This window comes from Caballeronia sp. LZ028, assembly GCF_031451415.1.
Classification (GTDB): Bacteria; Pseudomonadota; Gammaproteobacteria; order Burkholderiales; family Burkholderiaceae; genus Caballeronia; species Caballeronia zhejiangensis.
This window is the reverse complement of record NZ_JARUXN010000004.1, coordinates 540,325-557,622: the sequence shown is the minus strand read 5'-3', so window position 1 is coordinate 557,622 and position 17,298 is coordinate 540,325. Positions and strand designations below refer to the sequence as shown.

The window sequence follows — 17,298 nt, the reverse complement described above, 5'->3', positions numbered from 1 at the left end:
ACGGTCGCGCGTCGCCAGGAGGCGCGACCGTCAAGAAGGAGACACAAGCGTGAACACCATGACGATCCCCGCGGAAGAATCGCGCGAATCGAGCGCGCGTCTGAAGCGCGAACTGAAGATCGCCGATGCGAAAAAGCGCGCGATGGCGCTCGCGCTGATCGCGCCGCTCGCCATCTTCCTGTTTCTGATTTTCGTCGTGCCGATCGGCGCGCTGCTCACACGCGCCATCGAAAATCCCGAAGTGGCCAATGCGCTGCCGCACACCGGCGCCGCGCTCGCGAAATGGGACCGCAAGACGCCGCCATCGGATGAAGCGTATGCCGCGCTCGCGCAGGATTTGACCGCGATTTCCGAAGGCGAATCGATGGGCGCCCTCGCCCGCCGGCTGAACACCGAGATTCCGGGCTACCGCTCGCTCGTCGCGAAGACCGCGCGCGCGATGCCGCTCACCGGCGACGACGGCAAGCCGCTGCCCGCCGCGCAGATCAAGTCGAAGATCGTCGAACTCGACGAGCGCTGGAACGATCCCGCCTATTGGCAGGCGATCGCGAAGAACGCCGGCCGCTATTCGCCGTTCTATGTCCTCGCGTCGCTGGATCACAAGCAGGACGGCTTCGGCAATATCGTCCATGCGGACCCGGATCAATCGATTTATCTGAACGTATTCGGCCGCACGTTCGTGATCGGCGTCGGGGTGACGCTGTTTGCCTTGCTGCTCGGCTATCCACTCGCGTACTGGATTTCGACGCTGCCCGAACGCCGCGCCAACCTCGTGATGGTGCTCGTGCTGATCCCGTTCTGGACGTCGGTACTGGTGCGTGTCGCCGCGTGGATCGTGCTGCTGCAAAGCGAGGGCCTCGTGAACACGGCGCTGATCGGCGCGGGACTGATCGGCTCGCCGCTCGCGCTGCTGTTCAATCGTGTCGGCGTGTATATCTCGATGACGCATATCCTGCTGCCGTTCATGATCCTGCCGCTCTACAGCGTCATGAAATCCGTGCCGCCGACGTATCAGCGCGCGGCCGTGTCGCTCGGCAGTCATCCGTTCGCCGCGTTCTGGCGCGTGTACGTGCCGCAGACGTATCCGGGCATCGGCGCGGGCGTGCTGCTCGTGTTCATTCTCGCCATCGGCTATTACATCACGCCGGCGCTCCTCGGCGGGCCGAACGATCAGATGGTCAGCTATTACATCGCCTACTTCACCAACGTGACGATCAACTGGGGCATGGCGTGCGCGCTCGGCGCGCTGCTGCTCGCCGCGACGCTGCTGCTCTACGTGGTCTACGGCCGCTTCACGCGCGCGAACGTGAGCCTGGGGTAAAGAAGATGAAACTCGCCAAACCGATGTTCGCGCCGCACACGTCCGCGATCGAGCGCATCTGGTATTTCGCGCTGCGCATCCTGTGCGTGCTGACGCTCCTGTATCTGATCCTGCCTGTGCTTGCAATCGTGCCGCTGTCGTTCTCGTCGAGCACGTTCCTCGTCTATCCGATTCCCGGCTGGTCGATGCGCTGGTATCACAACCTCGTCATGTCGCAGGAATGGCGCATGGCGGCGAAGAACAGCTTCATCGTTGCACCTTCGGCAACGCTCGTCGCGACGATCCTCGGCACGCTCGCCGCGGTCGGACTGACGAAGGCGAATTTCATCGGCAAGAGCGTGCTGATGGCCGTGCTCATCTCGCCGATGATCGTGCCGGTGATCGTCGTCGGCGTCGGCATGTATCTGTTTTTTGCACCGCTCGGCATCGCGAACACGTATTTCGGGCTGATTCTGGCGCACGCGGCGCTCGGCGTGCCCTTCGTCGTGACGACCGTCGGCGCGACGTTGCAGAACTTCAACCACAATCTCGTGCGCGCGAGTCAGTCGCTCGGCGCGAGCCCGCTCAAGACGTTCTTCCGCGTGACGCTGCCGGTCATCGCGCCGGGCGTGATTTCGGGCGCGCTGTTCGCGTTCGCCACTTCGTTCGACGAAGTCGTGGTCACGCTCTTTCTCGCCGGCGCCGACCAGACGACGCTGCCACGGCAGATGTTCACCGGCATCCGCGAAAATATCAGCCCGACGATAGCGGCGCTCGCAACGATTCTCATCGTGTTCTCGACGAGCCTGCTGCTCGCGTTGGAGTGGCTGCGAGGCCGCGCGGCGGCGCGCGCCGTCGCGTAAATTGGCCGGTCCGCGACGCGCATCGCGGACTATGCGAAGGGCCCATCCCGCGAGGCTCCGATCGGGGCCTCGCTGTCGCTCTCGCATCCGCGCCAGGTGCGCTTGCCGTACAAATCGCGCAAAACCCTCGCGAACGAGGGAGATTCCGATCGATTTTTCGGTCTGCACCGGCCCGCGAGGGAGCTTACGAATCGCTTAAACGCCCGCCCACCAAGGCGCGACGAAGGGTCGCTTGTGTTGCCGCCCGATTATTCGCAGCAACGGGATAGTGTATTCACTGATGCGGTATTTATCGGAATATGCTTAATGACGTACGTTCTAGGTCGAGTCAAAGCCTGGAACAATGCCATGACAGCTTTTACGAAAAGAGCGGACCCGTGGTCACAGACGGTTCACCTGCTCGAGGCGATGCCCACGGATATCGCCCGCACCGCACCTTCCCAGAAATCCGCCCGCGCGGAGAGCGCGTTTCTCGAACGCCTGACGCGCGACTGGAATCGCACGCATCCGCATCATTCGGATGATCGGCTGCCGTTTCCGCAAGCCATCGTGCGCGTGATCGAGCGCCCGAGCAGCGCGACGGCGCTCGTGTACTGGTCCGATCCCGGTACGTGCCACTACGGCTATCAGGGCTGGCGCGCAACCACGGCGACGGCCGAAGGCGTGTGCTCGCTATCGGGAATGCCGATTCATCGCGGGGATCAGGTTTATCGGCCGTCGCAGCGCGATCCGAAGCCGCAAAACGCATCCGCGATGATTCTGGCCGCCGCGATGCCCAAAGACGCCGAGCAAATGGAAGTCGATTTGCACGGCTGACGGCGTTCAATATCCGATGGTGATGCGCTGTTTGATGTGCGATTCGCGTTCGAACTCGTTCAGAAACGCGATCGCGTAATCATCGAACGAAATCCAGCTACGGCCGCTGCCGTCGACGAGCAATTCGTCGACGCCGAGCCGGAATTTCTGCGTCCGCGGACCCGGTACGAATTCCGCCGACGGCGAGATGAACGTCCAGTCGACGTCGCGTTCGCGCCGCAACGCGTCGAGAAATGCCGCGCCCGCCGTAGCTTCCGGTTTGTACGCCGGGGGGAAATCGGGCAAATCGAGCACGCGCTGGCCGGGCGCCGCGTACAGGCTGCCCGCGCCGCCCACGACCAGCAGGCGCCGCACGCCCGCCCGCTTCACCGGCTCCACGATGGCCGGCTCGGAGACCGTGGCGAAGCGCGTCGCGCTGAACACGGCGTCGTGTCCGGCGAGCGCGGCGGCGAGCGCGTCGGCATCGAGCGCATCGACGTTCAGCGGAGTGAGGCCATCGCGCTGCGCGAGCCCGGACGTATCGCGCGCGATCGCCGTGACCGTGTGTCCGCGGCGCAACGATTCTTCCACCAGACGGCTGCCGACATTGCCCGTCGCCCCGATGATCGCGATTCTGCTCATTGCCACTTTCTCCTTTGCATGTGCGGCAGGCGCGCCGGCGTGATCCGACCGCGCGGTTGATGATAGAGCGAAATAACCGGCGCCACAGCCGACGCTTTCGATGGAGTTTGTTTCCGGAGAATACCGATTCGTAGAATCGAATAGCGTGCGGCGATGATTAAAAACTTACCTGATAAACATGGACTCATGCAATTTCCGGGCCGAATTCGCGAGGCGGGCGCAATATCGGCATGCGATCGTCATAATGAAACGGCGCTTTCGGAGGCGCGCCGCACCATTAAACTAGAGGCCCCGCACTCTTTCGAGATGCGCGACAGCGGCGATTACCGGCGCGCCGCCCGCAGCAGTTTCGGAGCGAGTTTCCAAATCGAAGTCGCCAAAATGTCATGACATTGGTTTATATTGCAGTTCCTCGCCGCTCCATTACCGGAAGGAGTTAACCGTGAAGAATCCGCAATTGCAGGGTGCCATCGAAGGACGCGACAATCCGGCAGGCGAAACCGCCTACGAACCGATTCCGGTTCACGCTGTCCCCAAGGAGTCCGCCGACGAACCCGGCTACTCCGATTCGCTGGACATCCCGCTCAATTACGGCATTGTGATGGACGCAGTCAGGGACGCCGTACGCGCGAATCCCTGAACGTTCTAAACGTCATACGAAACGCCCCATTCGGGGCGTTTTTTTTGGCCTTGCGAAACCCTTTGAAGCGGCGTTTCGATTGCCTGTCGGCCGTTGCCTGCGGGAGATAAATGCCCCGCAACGCGTCCGATTGCGTTTAGGCCGTTTAATCAGACAAAACAATGGCTTAGTTCACGCCGTGGCTGCGCCGTTTCGCGAAAAGTCAATCGGTGTGATTCAGAGCCAACGCTCTGATTTTGCTCATTAACGAGATGGTACACTTCCGCCGCCGTTGCGGGCGAGCCCGAATCCGACTTCGGAATAGCGCGCGTCTGTCGATATTTCGTCCATCCTCGCGAGGGCCGAACGCCCGAATTGGGTCGTCTGCTGCGTCCTGATCGCCCGATCCGACAAAAAATCCTCTGCTAGTGTTTCTACTGGCGAAAACAACTGCATTGAAGTAAGTTCAGACGTGTCATAGCGCCTGGACAAACGTCCGGATCCATCGTCGCGGTTCGGCAGTCCCCCGCGAGAACGCAAACAAGTCTGCAGGACCGATCAACCACGCGCGGCGGCTCACGCCCTGCCGAACAAAACATGGCCGCTATTTTCGATTATCTGTTGGACAGTCAGATTTCCAGACAATGGCGCGGCCTTTTGGCAGCGCTCGCGGAGGAGTTCGAAGCGCAGATCGGGCGCAACGAACTGCGTCAACTGATGCACAACGTCGGCAGCCGCTTCGCTGAAGCCCGGCCGCTGCCGCCCTGCGATTCCACGTCGGCGCTCGCCGACGCGCTCAACGCGCTGTGGCACGACACCGACTGGGGCTTCGTCGAGCTCTCCGACGAGCGCGACTATCTGAGCATCGTGCATTTCTGCGCGCCGCTGCCCGCCTTCGGCGAAAGCGCGCTCGCATGGACGCCGGCGTTCCTCGAAGGCGCGTATCAGCGATGGCTCGCCGGGCTCGGCGCACAAGGACTCGCGATCCGTCAGGCTAGCGACTTCGGCGACGACGCGGCCATCGAATTCAGGCTCGCGCGCGTCGCGGCCTGAAGCATCTTCAGCACATTGCGACCGCCGCCTCGACGCGGCGGCATCGACCGCCCCGAACGGGCGGCTAAAAACAGGCAGCACCGGCCAGGCATCAAGAACAGGCACGACGAGGAAGCGGCATCATGAATACTTCGCGCGATATCGAGAAGCTCTTCGATCATTTCGGCGGCAATGCAGGCGACTATCAGGAAATCGGCCGGGAGAAGGAGGCCACGACGGCCCGCACCCGCTGGCCGCTGCTTGCCACGCTCGACTTCGCGCAGCCGGCGATTCCGGAGATCGCGCCGCGCCACGACGTGCAGCCGAACGCCGCGCGGGCGCGCCCGGACGAAGCCGCCGCCCCGCCCGCCGCTCACCATGCCGACAAGCCGACGCCGATCCATCGCGGCAGGCAGCCTCTCTTCACGCGGCCGCATCGCCGCACGATTCCGGCCGTCAATCCGCCGGCGGCGGAGTCGTTGAGCGCGCTGCGCTTTTCGGTGCTCGGCGAATCGGCGCCGGCGCAAACGGAAACGATTCCAGATTCGGCGACCGTGTCCAAGACGAACGCAGCGCCGGTTCATACAATGGTCCCGCCGGTCGAATCGAACGCTACTGAACTCGCGCGCCCCGCCGCCTCGTTCGGAACGGACTTCGCGGCGCGCCGCACGCCTGCGCAAGTTGCGCCGGTGACAACCGCTGCGCCCGCCGCGCCGCAATCGATCCTCGGCAAGCTCTTCAAGCCGCAAACGCAGAGCGCGCCGAGCGCGTTCGCGAACTCGCTCGACGCCATGTTCGAGCGCCTGCGCCACGCCCGTCCGCAGGGCGACGAATCCACGAACGCGCACGCTCGCGCGAGCCGCCTCTCACGCTCATGAAAGTCATCACGGTAGTTTCCGCGAAAGGCGGTGTCGGGAAGACGACGCTCGCCGCCAATCTGGCGTCGGTGCTCGCCGCGCGCAATCGTCGCGTGATCGTGCTCGATCTCGATCCGCAGAACGCGCTGCGCCTGCACTTCGGCATTCCGCTCGACAGCATCGACGGCATCTCGCGCGCGACGCTCAGCCGCGATCCCTGGCAGACGGTGATGTTCGATGGCGTCGACGGCGTGACCGTGCTGCCTTACGGCGCGGTGACCGAAGACGACCGCCGCCGCTTCGAGGCGCTCGTCGATAGCGATCCGGCGTGGCTCGCGCATGCGCTCGGTTCGCTCGCGCTCGACGCCAGCGACATCGTGATCGTCGATACGCCGCCGGGCTCGTCCGTCTACACGCGCACCGCGCTGACGGCGGCGAACTTCGCGCTGAACGTCGTGCTGGCCGATGCCGCGTCCTACGCCGCGATCCCCGGCATGGAGCGCATGATCGACGCCTACGCTGCGCCGCGCGCCGATTTCGCGGGTCAGGGCTACGTCGTGAATCAGGTCGATCAGTCGCGTCAATTGAGCAAGGACGTGCTGAAGGTGCTGCGCAACATGCTCGGCACGAAGCTGTTTCCGGGCGTCATCCATCAGGACGAAGGCGTCTCCGAATCGCTCGCGTGCGACACGACGCTCATCCACTACGATCCGCTGTCGCAAGCCGCCGCCGATTTGCGCGCGTGCGGCGAGTGGCTCCTCTCGGCCGTCGATGCGATGGCCGCTTCGCCGAGGAAGCTCGCATGAGTTCCGCCAAGATCCCGTCGCCCGAGACCGAAGTGAGCGTCGCGACCTCGCGCCTCGAACGTTTCGTCGATGCAGGCATCTGGAGCAGCCGGATCGTCGTGATCCTGCTCACGCTCTTCGCCGCGTTCGCGCTTTACTTCGTCGTCACGGTGCCGCTCGCGTTCGGCCAGCAACTCGCGTTCGCGACGATCTGCTTCGTCTGCGCGCTCGGCTTTCGCCGCCTGCAAGGCCAGTACGCGACGCTCGTGATGATCATGCTGTCGATCGTCGCGTCGGGCCGCTACATGTTCTGGCGGCTCACGGAAACGACTTACTGGGAACGTCCGCTCGACGCCGCCTGGGGCATGTTGCTCGTCGCCGCCGAAGTCTACGCGACCCTCGTGCTCATGCTCGGCTACTTCCAGACCGCGTGGCCGCTGAAGAGAAAGCCCTTGCCGCTGCCGGCCGACCGCAGCCAGTGGCCGACCGTCGACGTATTCATCCCGACGTACAACGAGCCGCTTTCCGTCGTGAAGCCGACGATCTACGCGGCGCTCGCGCTCGACTATCCGTCGGACAAGCTCGCGATCCACGTACTCGACGACGGCCGTCGCCCCGAATTCAAGACGTTCTGCGAGGAAGTGGGCGTCAACTGGACGATCCGCACGCATAACCGTCACGCGAAGGCGGGCAACATCAACGAGGCGCTCAAGATCACGAAGGGCGAATTCCTCGCGATCTTCGATTGCGATCACATCCCGACGCGCTCCTTCCTGCAAATCTGCCTCGGCTGGTTCCTGCGCGACAAGCTGCTGTCGATGCTGCAGACGCCGCACCATTTCTTCTCGCCCGATCCGTTCGAACGCAATCTCGGCACGTTCCGCAAGGTGCCGAACGAAGGCGAACTGTTCTACGGTCTCGTGCAGGACGGCAACGATCTCTGGAACGCGACCTTCTTTTGCGGCTCCTGCGCCGTGCTGCGCCGTTCGATGGTCGAGGAGATCGGCGGCATCGCGGTCGAGACCGTGACCGAAGACGCGCATACGGCGCTCAAGCTGCATCGGCTCGGCTATACGACCGCGTACCTCGCGATTCCGCAGGCCGCGGGTCTTGCCACGGAAAGTCTTTCAGGGCATATCGGGCAGCGCATCCGCTGGGCGCGCGGCATGACGCAGATCTTCCGCATCGACAATCCGCTTACCGGCAAGGGCCTCAAGATCGGCCAGCGGCTGTGTTATCTCAACGGCATGCTGCACTTCTTCTACGGCGTGCCGCGTCTCGTGTTTCTTACCGCGCCGCTGTCGTATCTGTTCTTCGGCGCGCATGTGATCGAAGCGGCGGCGAGCACCATCGCGATCTTTGCGCTGCCGCACATGATGCACGCGAGCATCACCAATTCGCGCATGCAGCGCAGCTTCCGCCATTCGTTCTGGGCCGAAGTGTACGAATCGGTGCTCGCGTCGTACATCACCGCGCCGACGCTGCTCGCCGTCATCAACCCGAAGCTCGGCAAGTTCAACGTGACGGCCAAGGGCGGGCAGATCGCGAAGGATTACTTCGACTGGTCCATCTCGCGGCCGTATCTGTTCCTGCTGCTCCTCAATCTGCTCGGCTTCGTCGCGGGCATCGTGCATATCGCCATCAACTGGCATGTGCGCAGCGAAGTGAACACGACCATCCTCAACCTCTGCTGGACGGTCTACAACATGCTGATTCTCGGCGCATCGGTGGCGGCGGCGAGCGAGCGCAAGCAGGTCCGCGCGACGCATCGCGTCACGATGAGAATGCCCGTCATGCTCAAGTTCTCGACCGGCCGCACGCTCGCCTGCGAGACCATCGATTATTCGGAAGGCGGCGTCGGCGTCGCGTTGCCGAGCAAGATCGAAGTGCCGATGCACGAGCGCGTCACCGTCTCGCTCTTTCGCGGCGACGAGGAATACGCGTTTCCGGCGACGGTCGGCTATACGGAACCCGGACGCGTCGGCCTGCGCTTCTCGCAACTCACGCGCGAGCAGGAATACGACTTCGTGAAGACCACTTTCGCGCGCGCGGACGCCTGGACCGGATGGTCGGAGGGACGCCGTCCGGACACGCCGTTGCGCGGCCTGTCGCATGTGCTGCTCGTCGGCACGCGCGGCATCGCGGGACTGTTCGAGCACTTGTACAGCGACCTTCGAACCTGGATGAACAAGCGCCCGGTCGATGTGAAGAAGCTGAAAACCAAAGACCAATAAAAATGGGCATCGGTATGTCGAAGTTGCGCGTTGAAAAAGAAACGGGCGAGCGCGCGCCGCGTTTTTGCGAACGACCCTTTGCACGCGCGCTGGCCGTCTTCGTGGCCTTGCAGACGGTGGTCGCCGCGCCCTTCGCGTCCATCGCGGCGGCGGCCGAAAGCGCTGCGGCAACCGGCGGCGCGCAGCAGGCGACCGGCGTCGGCGCCGTGCCCGCGCCGAGTCCCGCCGTCGTCTACAACCCGGCGTCGATTCAGCAAGCGCCACTCGCGATGCCCGTGCCCGCGTTTTCCGGCAAGCCCGAGAAGCCGCTCACGTCGCGCATTCCGACGACCGCCGATCCCGGCACGCTGGTTCCGGGCGGCCGCCGTCAGACGCTGACCTTCGCCGATTACGGCGCGCTCGATCCGCTGCAACTGCGCGGCACCGATGGCCAGAACGGCATCGCGTTTTCGGTGCGCGGCGACGAAGTCGTGACCGGCGCGATCCTGCATCTGATCTATAGCTATTCGCCGTCGCTGTTGCCGTCGATTTCGCAGTTGAAGGTGCTCATCAACGGCGAAGTGGCCGCGACGCTGCCGGTGCCGAAAGAACAGGCCGGCACGCTGGTCGCGCGCGACGTGGCGATCGATCCGCGCTTCATCACCGAGTTCAATCACCTCAACGTGCAGTTGATCGGCCACTACACGCAGCAGTGCGAGGATCCGTCGAACTCGACGCTCTGGGCGAGCGTCAGCAACGCGAGTTCGCTCGATCTCACGTATGCGTCGATCGCGAACAAGCCCGATCTCGCCGCGCTGCCGACTCCGTTCTTCGACCGGCGCGACGTGCGCCGCCTCGAACTGCCTTTCGTGTTCGCGGGCAAGCCGAGCCTGCCGACGCTCGAAGCCGCCGGCATGGTCGCGTCGTACTTCGGCTCGCTCGCGGGCTATCGCGGCGCGATCTTTCCGGCGCAGACGGACAACGTGCCGCTGTCGGGCAATGCCGTGGTGTTCGCCATCGGCGATGCGAAGATCGCGGGCGTCGACATTCCGGCTGTCTCCGGTCCGACGATCGCGCTCGTCGAACGCGATGCGAACGCGCGCGGGCGTCTCTTGCTCGTGCTCGGCCGCGACGACAACGAGCTGAAGACCGCCGCGAAGGCCCTTGGCGTCGGACAGAACACGCTGTCCGGCACGAGCGCGACGATCACGCAGTTCAACGACCTTCAGCCGCGCCGCCCGTACGATGCCCCCAACTGGCTGCCGACCGACCGCCCCGTGCGCTTCGGCGAGCTCGCGGAAGCGCGCGACCTGACCGCCTACGGCTACGACGCCGATGCCGTGCGCGTGAATCTGCGCGTGCCGCCCGATCTCTTCATGTGGCAGACGAAGGGCGTGCCCGTCGATCTCGGCTATCGCTACACGGTGCGGCCCGCGCCGGATCGCTCGTCGCTCAATATCAGCGTCAACAATGGCTTCGTGCAGTCGCTGCGCATTCCGGCCGTATCGACATCGACGTTCGACCTCGGTCACTACTTCAGCCGCGTGATGCCGGACAAGACGGTCGCCGCGCGCCGCGAGATTTATCTGCCGCCGCTGCTCATCACGCCGCGCGCGCAACTGCGTCTGCATTTCTATTACGACATCCCCAAGACGGGCGAATGCCAGGGCCGCGTGCTCGATAACGTCGTCGGCGCGGTCGATCCGAATTCGACCATCGATCTCTCCGGTTTCCCGCACTACATGGCGCTGCCCGATCTGGCCGCGTTCGCCAACGGCGGCTTCCCGTTCACGCGCATGGCCGATCTTTCGCAGACGGCGGTCGTGCTGCCGAACGAGCCGAACTCGGCCGACTACAGCCTGTATCTGCTCGAAATGGGCCGCATGGGCGCATCGACGGGTTATCCGGTGACGGGCGTGACGGTCACGAGCGCGAACGACGTCGACCGCTTCGCCGACAAGGATCTGCTGATCCTCGGTTCGCCCGGACGCCAGCCGCTGCTGCAACGCTGGGCGAAGCAGATGCCCTTTTCCGGCGACGGCGACGCGCGCACGTTCCAGCTTTCCGATGTCGCGTTCAAGCTCGTCGACTGGTGGCATGGCGAGCAAGGCCCGGAACGCTCGCCCGCGCGCGCGGATTTGTCGCTCGTCAGCTCGAACGGCGATGCGCTTCTGACCGGCTTCGAATCGCCGCTCAAGAGCGGGCGCAGCGCGGTGGCGCTCATCAGCGCGGCGGGCCAGTCCGACGCCGATCTTTCCGCGGCGCTGCTCGACAACGACCTGCTGCCGTCGATTCAAGGCGCGATGGCCGTGATCCACGGCCGCACGGTGACGGTCACGTCGAACGGCGAGGCGTACTACGTCGGCCATCTTTCGCCGATGCATTACATGCGCTGGGCGCTGTCGTCGCATCCGATTCTGCTGGTGCTCGCCGGCGTGCTCGCCGCGCTCATCATCGCGGCCCTGTTCTACCGTACGCTGCGCTCGATCGCCGCGCGGCGCCTGAGGGACTGATATGCGGGTATCGACCGCCAAGATTTTCGCTGGTGCAACGATTGCCGCGTCCGTGACGGGCGCAAACGCGGCGCAGCAATGCGACTGGTCCGCGTATCGGCTGTTCGTGGAGCGCGTCGTTCAGGCCGATGGCCGCGTGATCGACCGTTCGACCGAAGCGCAGCAGACGACCTCCGAAGGCCAGTCCTACGCGCTGTTCTTCGCGCTCGTCGCCAACGACCGCGCGACCTTCGACCGGGTGCTCGGCTGGACGCGCACGAACTTGTCGGCCAATCAGTTCGATTCGAATAACGTGCGTCTGCCCGCATGGCAATGGGGCAAGAAACCGGACGGCTCGTTCGGCGTGATGGACCCGAATTCGGCGTCGGACTCGGATGTGTGGATCGCGTACGACCTCTTCCAGGCCGGTCGCCTGTGGAAGGAACCGGCGTACACGAAGCTCGCCTACGCGCTCGCGACGCAGATCGTGAAGCAGGAAACCGTCGACCTGCCCGGCCTCGGACCGATGCTTCTGCCCGGTCCGCAAGGCTTTCGCATCGGCGACGTGACGCGGCTGAATCCGAGCTATCTGCCGCTGCCGGTTTTGCGCGGGCTCGCGCACGACATGCCCGACGGCCCGTGGACGAAGCTCGCGCAGAGCGCCGCGAAGACGATCAAGGTGACGTCGCCGCGCGGCTACGCGCCGGACTGGGCCGCGTATCAGAACGGCCGGTTCGTCGTCGATCCGAAGAACGGCGATGTCGGCAGCTACGACGCGATCCGCGTCTATCTGTGGGCCGGCATGACGTCACCGGGCGATCCGCTCGCGCGTCCGTGGCTCGATGCGCTCGGCGGCATGCGCCAGAGCGTCGCGCAGGCGGGCTTTCCGCCGGAAAAGGTCAACGTGACGACCGGCGCGGCGACGGGCGAAGGTCCGCTGTCTTACTGGGCCGCGCTCGCGCCGTACTTCAAGGCGCTCAACGACGAACGCGGCCTGGGCCTCGCGCGCGCGCATCTCGAAGCGCTGACCGCGCCGCCGGGCGCGGGACGCGAGCCGGTCTATTACGATCGCGTGCTCGGTCTCTTTGGCGGCGGTTTCATCGACGGTCGATATCGCTTCGATGAAAACGGCCGTCTCGTGCCGAACTGGAGAAGCGCATGCTGATCCAGACCAGAAAACGCGTGATCGCGGCGCTGATCTGCGCCGCACCGGCGATGGCCTTCGCGCAGGCCGCCGCCGATCCGCTGAACGTGCTCATCGATCAAGGCAAATACTGGCAGGCGCACAAGCGCGGCGATCTCGCGGAACAGGCGTGGCAGAAAGTGCTGCGCATCAATCCGAAGCAGCCCGATGCGCTTTTCGGCATGGGCATGGTGCTCGCCGATCGCAAGGACGGCAGCGGCGCGCAGCAGTATCTCGCGCAGTTGCGCCAGGTCGCGCCGAGTTATCCGAACATCGACGAACTCGGCCGGCGGCTTGGCGAAACCAGTTCGCGCGATCAGACCGTGAACGACGCGCGGCGTCTCGCGCAAAGCGGACAAAGCGCATCGGCGGTGCAGGAATACAAGCGCGCGATCGACGGCAAGCCCGCGACGCCCGGACTTCAGCTGGAGTATTACCAGGCGCTCGCCGCCACGCCGCAGGGCTGGGACGAAGCGCGGCGCGGCCTCGAACAACTGGCGCGCGAGAATCCCGACGAGCCGCGCTATCAGCTCGCCTATGCGCAGCATCTGACGTATCGCGATACGACGCGGCGCGACGGCATCGCGCGGCTCGCGAAGTTGTCGGGCGACAGCGCTGTGGGCGCCGACGCGAAAAAAAGCTGGCGGCAGGCGCTCTTGTGGCTCGGCGCGCGCGCATCGGATGCGCCGCTTTATCAGGCGTATCTGCAAGTCGCGCCCGATGACGCCGCCGTCAAAGCGCGCTTCGATTCGATGGTGCAGCAGGACAAATCGGCACGCGAGCGCTCGCAGGCCGACGCCGCCGTCGATGCGCGCGGACGGACCGTCGCGGAAGGTTTCACCGCGCTCGATCGCGGCGATCTCGTGACGGCGCGCGCGCGTTTTTCGTCGGTGCTGGCGAGCAATCCGAACGACGCCGATGCGCTCGGCGGCATGGGCGTCGCGTCGTTGAAGCAGGAGCGTTTTTCCGAAGCGCGCACGTATCTCGAACGCGCGTCGCGGGCCGGCAATGCGGCGCGCTGGAAAGACGCGCTCACGAGCGCGACCTACTGGACCTATACGAGCGATGCCATCGGCGCGCGCAGCAACGGCCAGATCGCGCAAGCGAAGGCGCTGTTCGAACGCGCGATCGCAACCGATCCGTCCGAAGTCACCGCGCAAGTGCTGCTCGGCGAAATGCTGCTCGCGAACGGCGACCCGCGCGGCGCGGAAGCGGCGTATCGCATGGCGCTGCGCCGCCAGGCCGACAATCCCGATGCGATTCGCGGACTCGTCGGCGCACTGGCCGCGCAAGGGCGCGGCGACGAAGCGCTCGAGTTCGCCAATCGGCTGAACACGGAACAGCAGGCGAAGGCCGGCGGCATCAACAAGCTGCGCGGCGAAGCGCAGGCGGCACAGGCGCGCGCGGCGGAAGCACGCGGCGATCTCGGTGCGGCGCGCAGTCTCTTCGAAGACGCGCTGCTCAACAATCCCGACGATCCGTGGCTGCGGCTCGATCTCGCGCGCATCTACGTGCGTCAGGGCGCGGTCGGCAATGCGCGCAGCATGATGGACGGCCTGCTCGCCACGCATCCCGACATGACCGACGCGCTCTACGCGAGCGCGCTGCTCTCCGCCGAAACGCAGGACTGGCCGGCCGGGCTCGCGCAACTCGACCGCATTCCGGCCGCGCAACGCACGCCGGCGATGACCGCGCTGCAACATCGCCTGTGGGTGCATCAGCAGGCCGATCTCGCGACGCGCGCCGCTGCGTCCGGTCAGCGTCAGCAGGCGTTCGCGATTCTGCGCCGCGCGGAACCCGTTGCGGCGGGCAATGCGGAATTGATGGGCGCGGTGGCATCGGCCTACGTCAAGGCGGGCGATCCGGCGCGGGCGTTGTCGCTCGTGCGCGGCGCCATCGCCAATGCGCCGAACGACACCGGTCTTCTGCTGCAATACGCGGGCATTCTGTCGGCGACGCAGCAGGAAGCCGAGCTCGGCTCGGTGATGCGCCGCCTGCAATCGATGCCGCTCACGACGCAGCAGCGCGCGGACTTCAACAATCTGAACGTGGGCATCGTCATCGCGCGTGCGGATGTCGTGCGCCGGCAAGGCGATCTCGCCGCCGCCTACGACGTGATCGCGCCGTGGCTCGCCGCGATGCCCGACAACGCCGACCTGCAGGCGGCGCTCGGCCGCATGTACACATCGGCGGGCGATGACCGCAACGCGCTCTCGTGCTATCAAAAAGCGCTGTCGCGCCGTCCGGACGATATCGGCTTGCAGACGGCGGCGATGTCGGCGGCGAGCGGCGTGCGCGATTTCAAGCTCGCTCAGACCTACGCGAATCAGGCGTACGAAGCCGCGCCGAACGATCCGGGCGTGCTCGCCGCGATCGGCCGGATGTATCGCGCGCAAGGCAAGCTCGATCTCGCCGCGCAGTTCCTGCAACGCTCGCTCGTCGCCGCGAATACGCCCGCGCCGGCGGCGTCGGCGCAGGGACGCGGCAATGTCCCGCCCGGCTGGGAAACCGCGATGAGCCGTGTCGGCTCGAATCCGCTGCCCGGCACCAATCCGTTCGAAGGCAAGACGGCCGTCGATACGGCGTCGAACCCGGCGCTCGCATCGGACGCGTCTTATCGTCAGGCCCTTCCTCAAGGTTATTCGCAGCCCGTGCCGAACTATCTGCCGCCTCCTCAGCCCGCGCCGTATTCCGTGCCTTACGTCGCGCCGTCCTCCGCTCCGATGACGATGCCCAACGCCGCGCCGCGTCCGATGCCGAGCGGCGGCTACGGACCCGACGCGTATGGCTCGGGTCAATCGGGCGCGCCGTTGCAGCCGTATCCGGGACAGGATGGCGGGTATCAGCCGGCTTATCCGCAGCCGCCGCAGTATCAACAGCAGCCGTATCAGCAGCAGCCTTACGCCGCGCAGGATCCGTATGCCGAGCCCTGGCCGATGTCGCCCGGCGCGCGCGAGGCGCAAGCCAATGCGTACAACGCGCCGCTGCCCGCCAGCTCGAAGAGGAAGCCGGCGTCATCGCCCAAGACCGCGACGACGCGTCCCGCCGATCCGTACGCCTACGGCGCGCCGCCGCCGCAGCAGCAGCCTTATTACCAGCAGCCGCAACAGTACGCGCCGCAGCCATACGCGCCGCCGCAGTACGCGCAGCAGCAGTACATCCCGCAGCCGCCCGCGGGCTACGCGCAGCCTTATTACCCGTCGCAGGCGCAACCCGCGCAGCGCGCCGCCGCAGCCGCGGCGATGAGCACGGGCGGCGTTCCGGCGCCGGTCGCGAATTCGCAGACGGCGGGCGTCGCGGAGGAACTCGCGCAGATCAATCGCGAGCAGGCGAGCACGATTTCCGGCGGCCTCATCTTCCGCAGCCGCGACGGCGAGGACGGCCTCTCGAACCTGACCGATATCGAAGCGCCCATCGAAGGCCGCATCAAGGCCGACAACGGCCACGTCATCGTGCGCGCGACGCCCGTCACGCTCGACGCCGGCACCGCGAGCAGCGAGCCGAACACGCTCGCGCGCTTCGGCTCCGGCCTCGGCGCGACCGCCACGCCGCCGACCAACAACTACGGCTCGCAGACGGCGACGGGCGTCGGGCTCTCGCTCGGCTACGAGAACCGCAACTTCAAGGGCGATGTCGGCACGACGCCGCTCGGCTTTCGCGAGACCAATGTCGTCGGCGGATTGCAGTATCAGAACGCGATCACCGACAAGGTGTCGTATTCGCTCGCCGTCGCCCGCCGCGCCGTCACCGACAGCCTGCTTTCGTACGCCGGCGCGCGCGATCAGGGCGCGAACCTCGAATGGGGCGGCGTGACATCGACGGGCGCGCGCGCCGACCTCGGCTGGGACGACGGCACGAGCGGCGTCTACGTGAACGCGGCGTATCAGTTCCTCGACGGCAATCAGGTCGCGACCAACAACGCGGTGAAGGGCGGCGGCGGCATCTACACGCGTCTCATCAAGGATGCCGACCAGACGCTGACCGTCGGCGCCAACACCACGCTGATGCACTACGACAAGAACCTGTCGTACTTCACGTATGGCCAAGGCGGCTACTTCAGCCCGCAGCAGTACGTGATCCTGAACTTCCCGGTCGAATACATGGGACGCACGGGGCTTTTCACGTACGACCTGAAGGGTTCGATCGGCGTGCAGCATTATCGGCAGGACGCGTCGGACTATTTCCCGACGAACGGCACGTATCAGGCGCGAGCCGCGAGTTCCGGCGCGACGCCGGATGCGGGCGCGATCTATCCCGGCCAGAGCAAGACGGGCGTGTCGTATTCGCTCAGCGCGACGGGCGAATACCAGCTCGCGCCACAACTCGCGTTCGGCGCGACGGCATCGTTCGGCAACGCGTATCAGTATCGCGAGTGGCTCGCCGCCGTTTATGTGCGCTACAGCTTCACGCGTCAGGGCGGCGCGCAGCCGGTGTTTCCGCCGCAGGCGTTCAGCTCGCCGTATCTGTCGCTGTCGAACTGATGTTCTTGCGCGTGCGCCGCGCTTGCGGCTAGGCTT

The 17,298-nt window shown here is 65.5% G+C and carries 13 protein-coding genes; 12 read left to right on the top strand and 1 reads right to left on the bottom strand.

Translation table 11 applies throughout. From position 1 onward, the window contains the following. Positions 1 to 49 precede the first annotated feature (49 nt). The 3 genes from QCE58_RS25320 (at position 50) to QCE58_RS25310 (ending at position 2,979) form a co-directional block, all read left to right on the top strand. Complete coding sequence (locus QCE58_RS25320; protein WP_051079071.1) at positions 50 to 1,321, top strand: ABC transporter permease; 1,272 nt, start codon at positions 50 to 52, stop codon at positions 1,319 to 1,321. Between the two features lie 5 nt (positions 1,322 to 1,326). Next, positions 1,327 to 2,163, top strand: a complete 837-nt coding sequence (locus QCE58_RS25315) for an ABC transporter permease (RefSeq protein ID WP_008353631.1) — start codon at positions 1,327 to 1,329, stop codon at positions 2,161 to 2,163. 348 nt (positions 2,164 to 2,511) lie between these two features. Beyond that, positions 2,512 to 2,979, top strand: coding sequence for a DUF3331 domain-containing protein (locus tag QCE58_RS25310; RefSeq protein ID WP_144403834.1), 468 nt, complete (start codon positions 2,512 to 2,514; stop codon positions 2,977 to 2,979). Between the two features lie 6 nt (positions 2,980 to 2,985). Here the strand turns inward: QCE58_RS25310 and QCE58_RS25305 are convergent, their stop codons facing one another. Beyond that, positions 2,986 to 3,600, bottom strand: a complete 615-nt coding sequence (locus QCE58_RS25305) for an NAD(P)-dependent oxidoreductase (RefSeq protein ID WP_008353633.1) — start codon at positions 3,598 to 3,600, stop codon at positions 2,986 to 2,988. A gap of 153 nt (positions 3,601 to 3,753) precedes the next feature. Here QCE58_RS25305 and QCE58_RS25300 point away from each other — a divergent pair, with 153 nt between their 5' ends. The 9 genes from QCE58_RS25300 to QCE58_RS25260 all read left to right on the top strand — a co-directional run bounded on the left by QCE58_RS25300 (position 3,754) and on the right by QCE58_RS25260 (position 17,262). Continuing rightward, the gene (locus QCE58_RS25300; protein WP_033537140.1) at positions 3,754 to 3,990 is read left to right on the top strand and encodes a hypothetical protein; all 237 of its coding nucleotides are present in this window, start codon (positions 3,754 to 3,756) and stop codon (positions 3,988 to 3,990) included. Positions 3,991 to 4,042: 52 nt separating this feature from the next. Then, on the top strand, positions 4,043 to 4,240 hold the full coding sequence (locus QCE58_RS25295) for a hypothetical protein (RefSeq protein WP_008353634.1): 198 nt from the start codon (positions 4,043 to 4,045) through the stop codon (positions 4,238 to 4,240). A gap of 576 nt (positions 4,241 to 4,816) precedes the next feature. Continuing rightward, positions 4,817 to 5,272 (top strand): cellulose biosynthesis protein BcsD, encoded by a 456-nt coding sequence (gene bcsD / locus QCE58_RS25290; RefSeq protein WP_008353636.1) that lies wholly within the window; start codon positions 4,817 to 4,819, stop codon positions 5,270 to 5,272. A 122-nt stretch (positions 5,273 to 5,394) separates the two neighbouring features. Beyond that, positions 5,395 to 6,129: a cellulose biosynthesis protein BcsP gene (gene bcsP / locus QCE58_RS25285; RefSeq protein ID WP_250521602.1), complete on the top strand. Its 735-nt coding sequence runs from the start codon at positions 5,395 to 5,397 to the stop codon at positions 6,127 to 6,129. Beyond that, positions 6,126 to 6,914 carry a cellulose biosynthesis protein BcsQ gene (bcsQ, locus tag QCE58_RS25280; RefSeq protein ID WP_250521601.1) on the top strand — a complete coding sequence of 263 codons (789 nt, stop codon included), beginning with the start codon at positions 6,126 to 6,128 and terminating at the stop codon, positions 6,912 to 6,914. The genes bcsP and bcsQ overlap by 4 nt, the downstream gene beginning before the upstream one ends. Next, positions 6,911 to 9,127, top strand: coding sequence for a UDP-forming cellulose synthase catalytic subunit (gene bcsA, locus QCE58_RS25275; RefSeq protein WP_250521600.1), 2,217 nt, complete (start codon positions 6,911 to 6,913; stop codon positions 9,125 to 9,127). The genes bcsQ and bcsA overlap by 4 nt, the downstream gene beginning before the upstream one ends. Before the next feature lie 2 nt (positions 9,128 to 9,129). Beyond that, positions 9,130 to 11,619: a cellulose biosynthesis cyclic di-GMP-binding regulatory protein BcsB gene (bcsB, locus tag QCE58_RS25270; protein WP_250521599.1), complete on the top strand. Its 2,490-nt coding sequence runs from the start codon at positions 9,130 to 9,132 to the stop codon at positions 11,617 to 11,619. A 1-nt stretch (position 11,620) separates the two neighbouring features. Further along, positions 11,621 to 12,763, top strand: a complete 1,143-nt coding sequence (bcsZ, locus tag QCE58_RS25265) for a cellulose synthase complex periplasmic endoglucanase BcsZ (protein ID WP_175979199.1) — start codon at positions 11,621 to 11,623, stop codon at positions 12,761 to 12,763. Further along, positions 12,757 to 17,262: a cellulose synthase subunit BcsC-related outer membrane protein gene (locus tag QCE58_RS25260; protein ID WP_250521598.1), complete on the top strand. Its 4,506-nt coding sequence runs from the start codon at positions 12,757 to 12,759 to the stop codon at positions 17,260 to 17,262. The genes bcsZ and QCE58_RS25260 overlap by 7 nt, the downstream gene beginning before the upstream one ends. Positions 17,263 to 17,298 lie beyond the last annotated feature (36 nt).

Bases quoted from the DNA above. Each gene is read 5' to 3' on its own strand.
- bcsP (WP_250521602.1), top strand. From the start codon at position 5,395: ATGAATACTTCGCGCGATATCGAGAAGCTCTTCGATCATTTCGGCGGC.
- bcsQ (WP_250521601.1), top strand. From the start codon at position 6,126: ATGAAAGTCATCACGGTAGTTTCCGCGAAAGGCGGTGTCGGGAAGACG.
- bcsD (WP_008353636.1), top strand. From the start codon at position 4,817: ATGGCCGCTATTTTCGATTATCTGTTGGACAGTCAGATTTCCAGACAA.
- QCE58_RS25310 (WP_144403834.1), top strand. From the start codon at position 2,512: ATGACAGCTTTTACGAAAAGAGCGGACCCGTGGTCACAGACGGTTCAC.
- bcsB (WP_250521599.1), top strand. From the start codon at position 9,130: ATGGGCATCGGTATGTCGAAGTTGCGCGTTGAAAAAGAAACGGGCGAG.
- QCE58_RS25305 (WP_008353633.1), bottom strand. From the start codon at position 3,600: ATGAGCAGAATCGCGATCATCGGGGCGACGGGCAATGTCGGCAGCCGT.
- bcsZ (WP_175979199.1), top strand. From the start codon at position 11,621: ATGCGGGTATCGACCGCCAAGATTTTCGCTGGTGCAACGATTGCCGCG.
- QCE58_RS25260 (WP_250521598.1), top strand. From the start codon at position 12,757: ATGCTGATCCAGACCAGAAAACGCGTGATCGCGGCGCTGATCTGCGCC.
- QCE58_RS25300 (WP_033537140.1), top strand. From the start codon at position 3,754: ATGATTAAAAACTTACCTGATAAACATGGACTCATGCAATTTCCGGGC.
- QCE58_RS25315 (WP_008353631.1), top strand. From the start codon at position 1,327: ATGAAACTCGCCAAACCGATGTTCGCGCCGCACACGTCCGCGATCGAG.
- bcsA (WP_250521600.1), top strand. From the start codon at position 6,911: ATGAGTTCCGCCAAGATCCCGTCGCCCGAGACCGAAGTGAGCGTCGCG.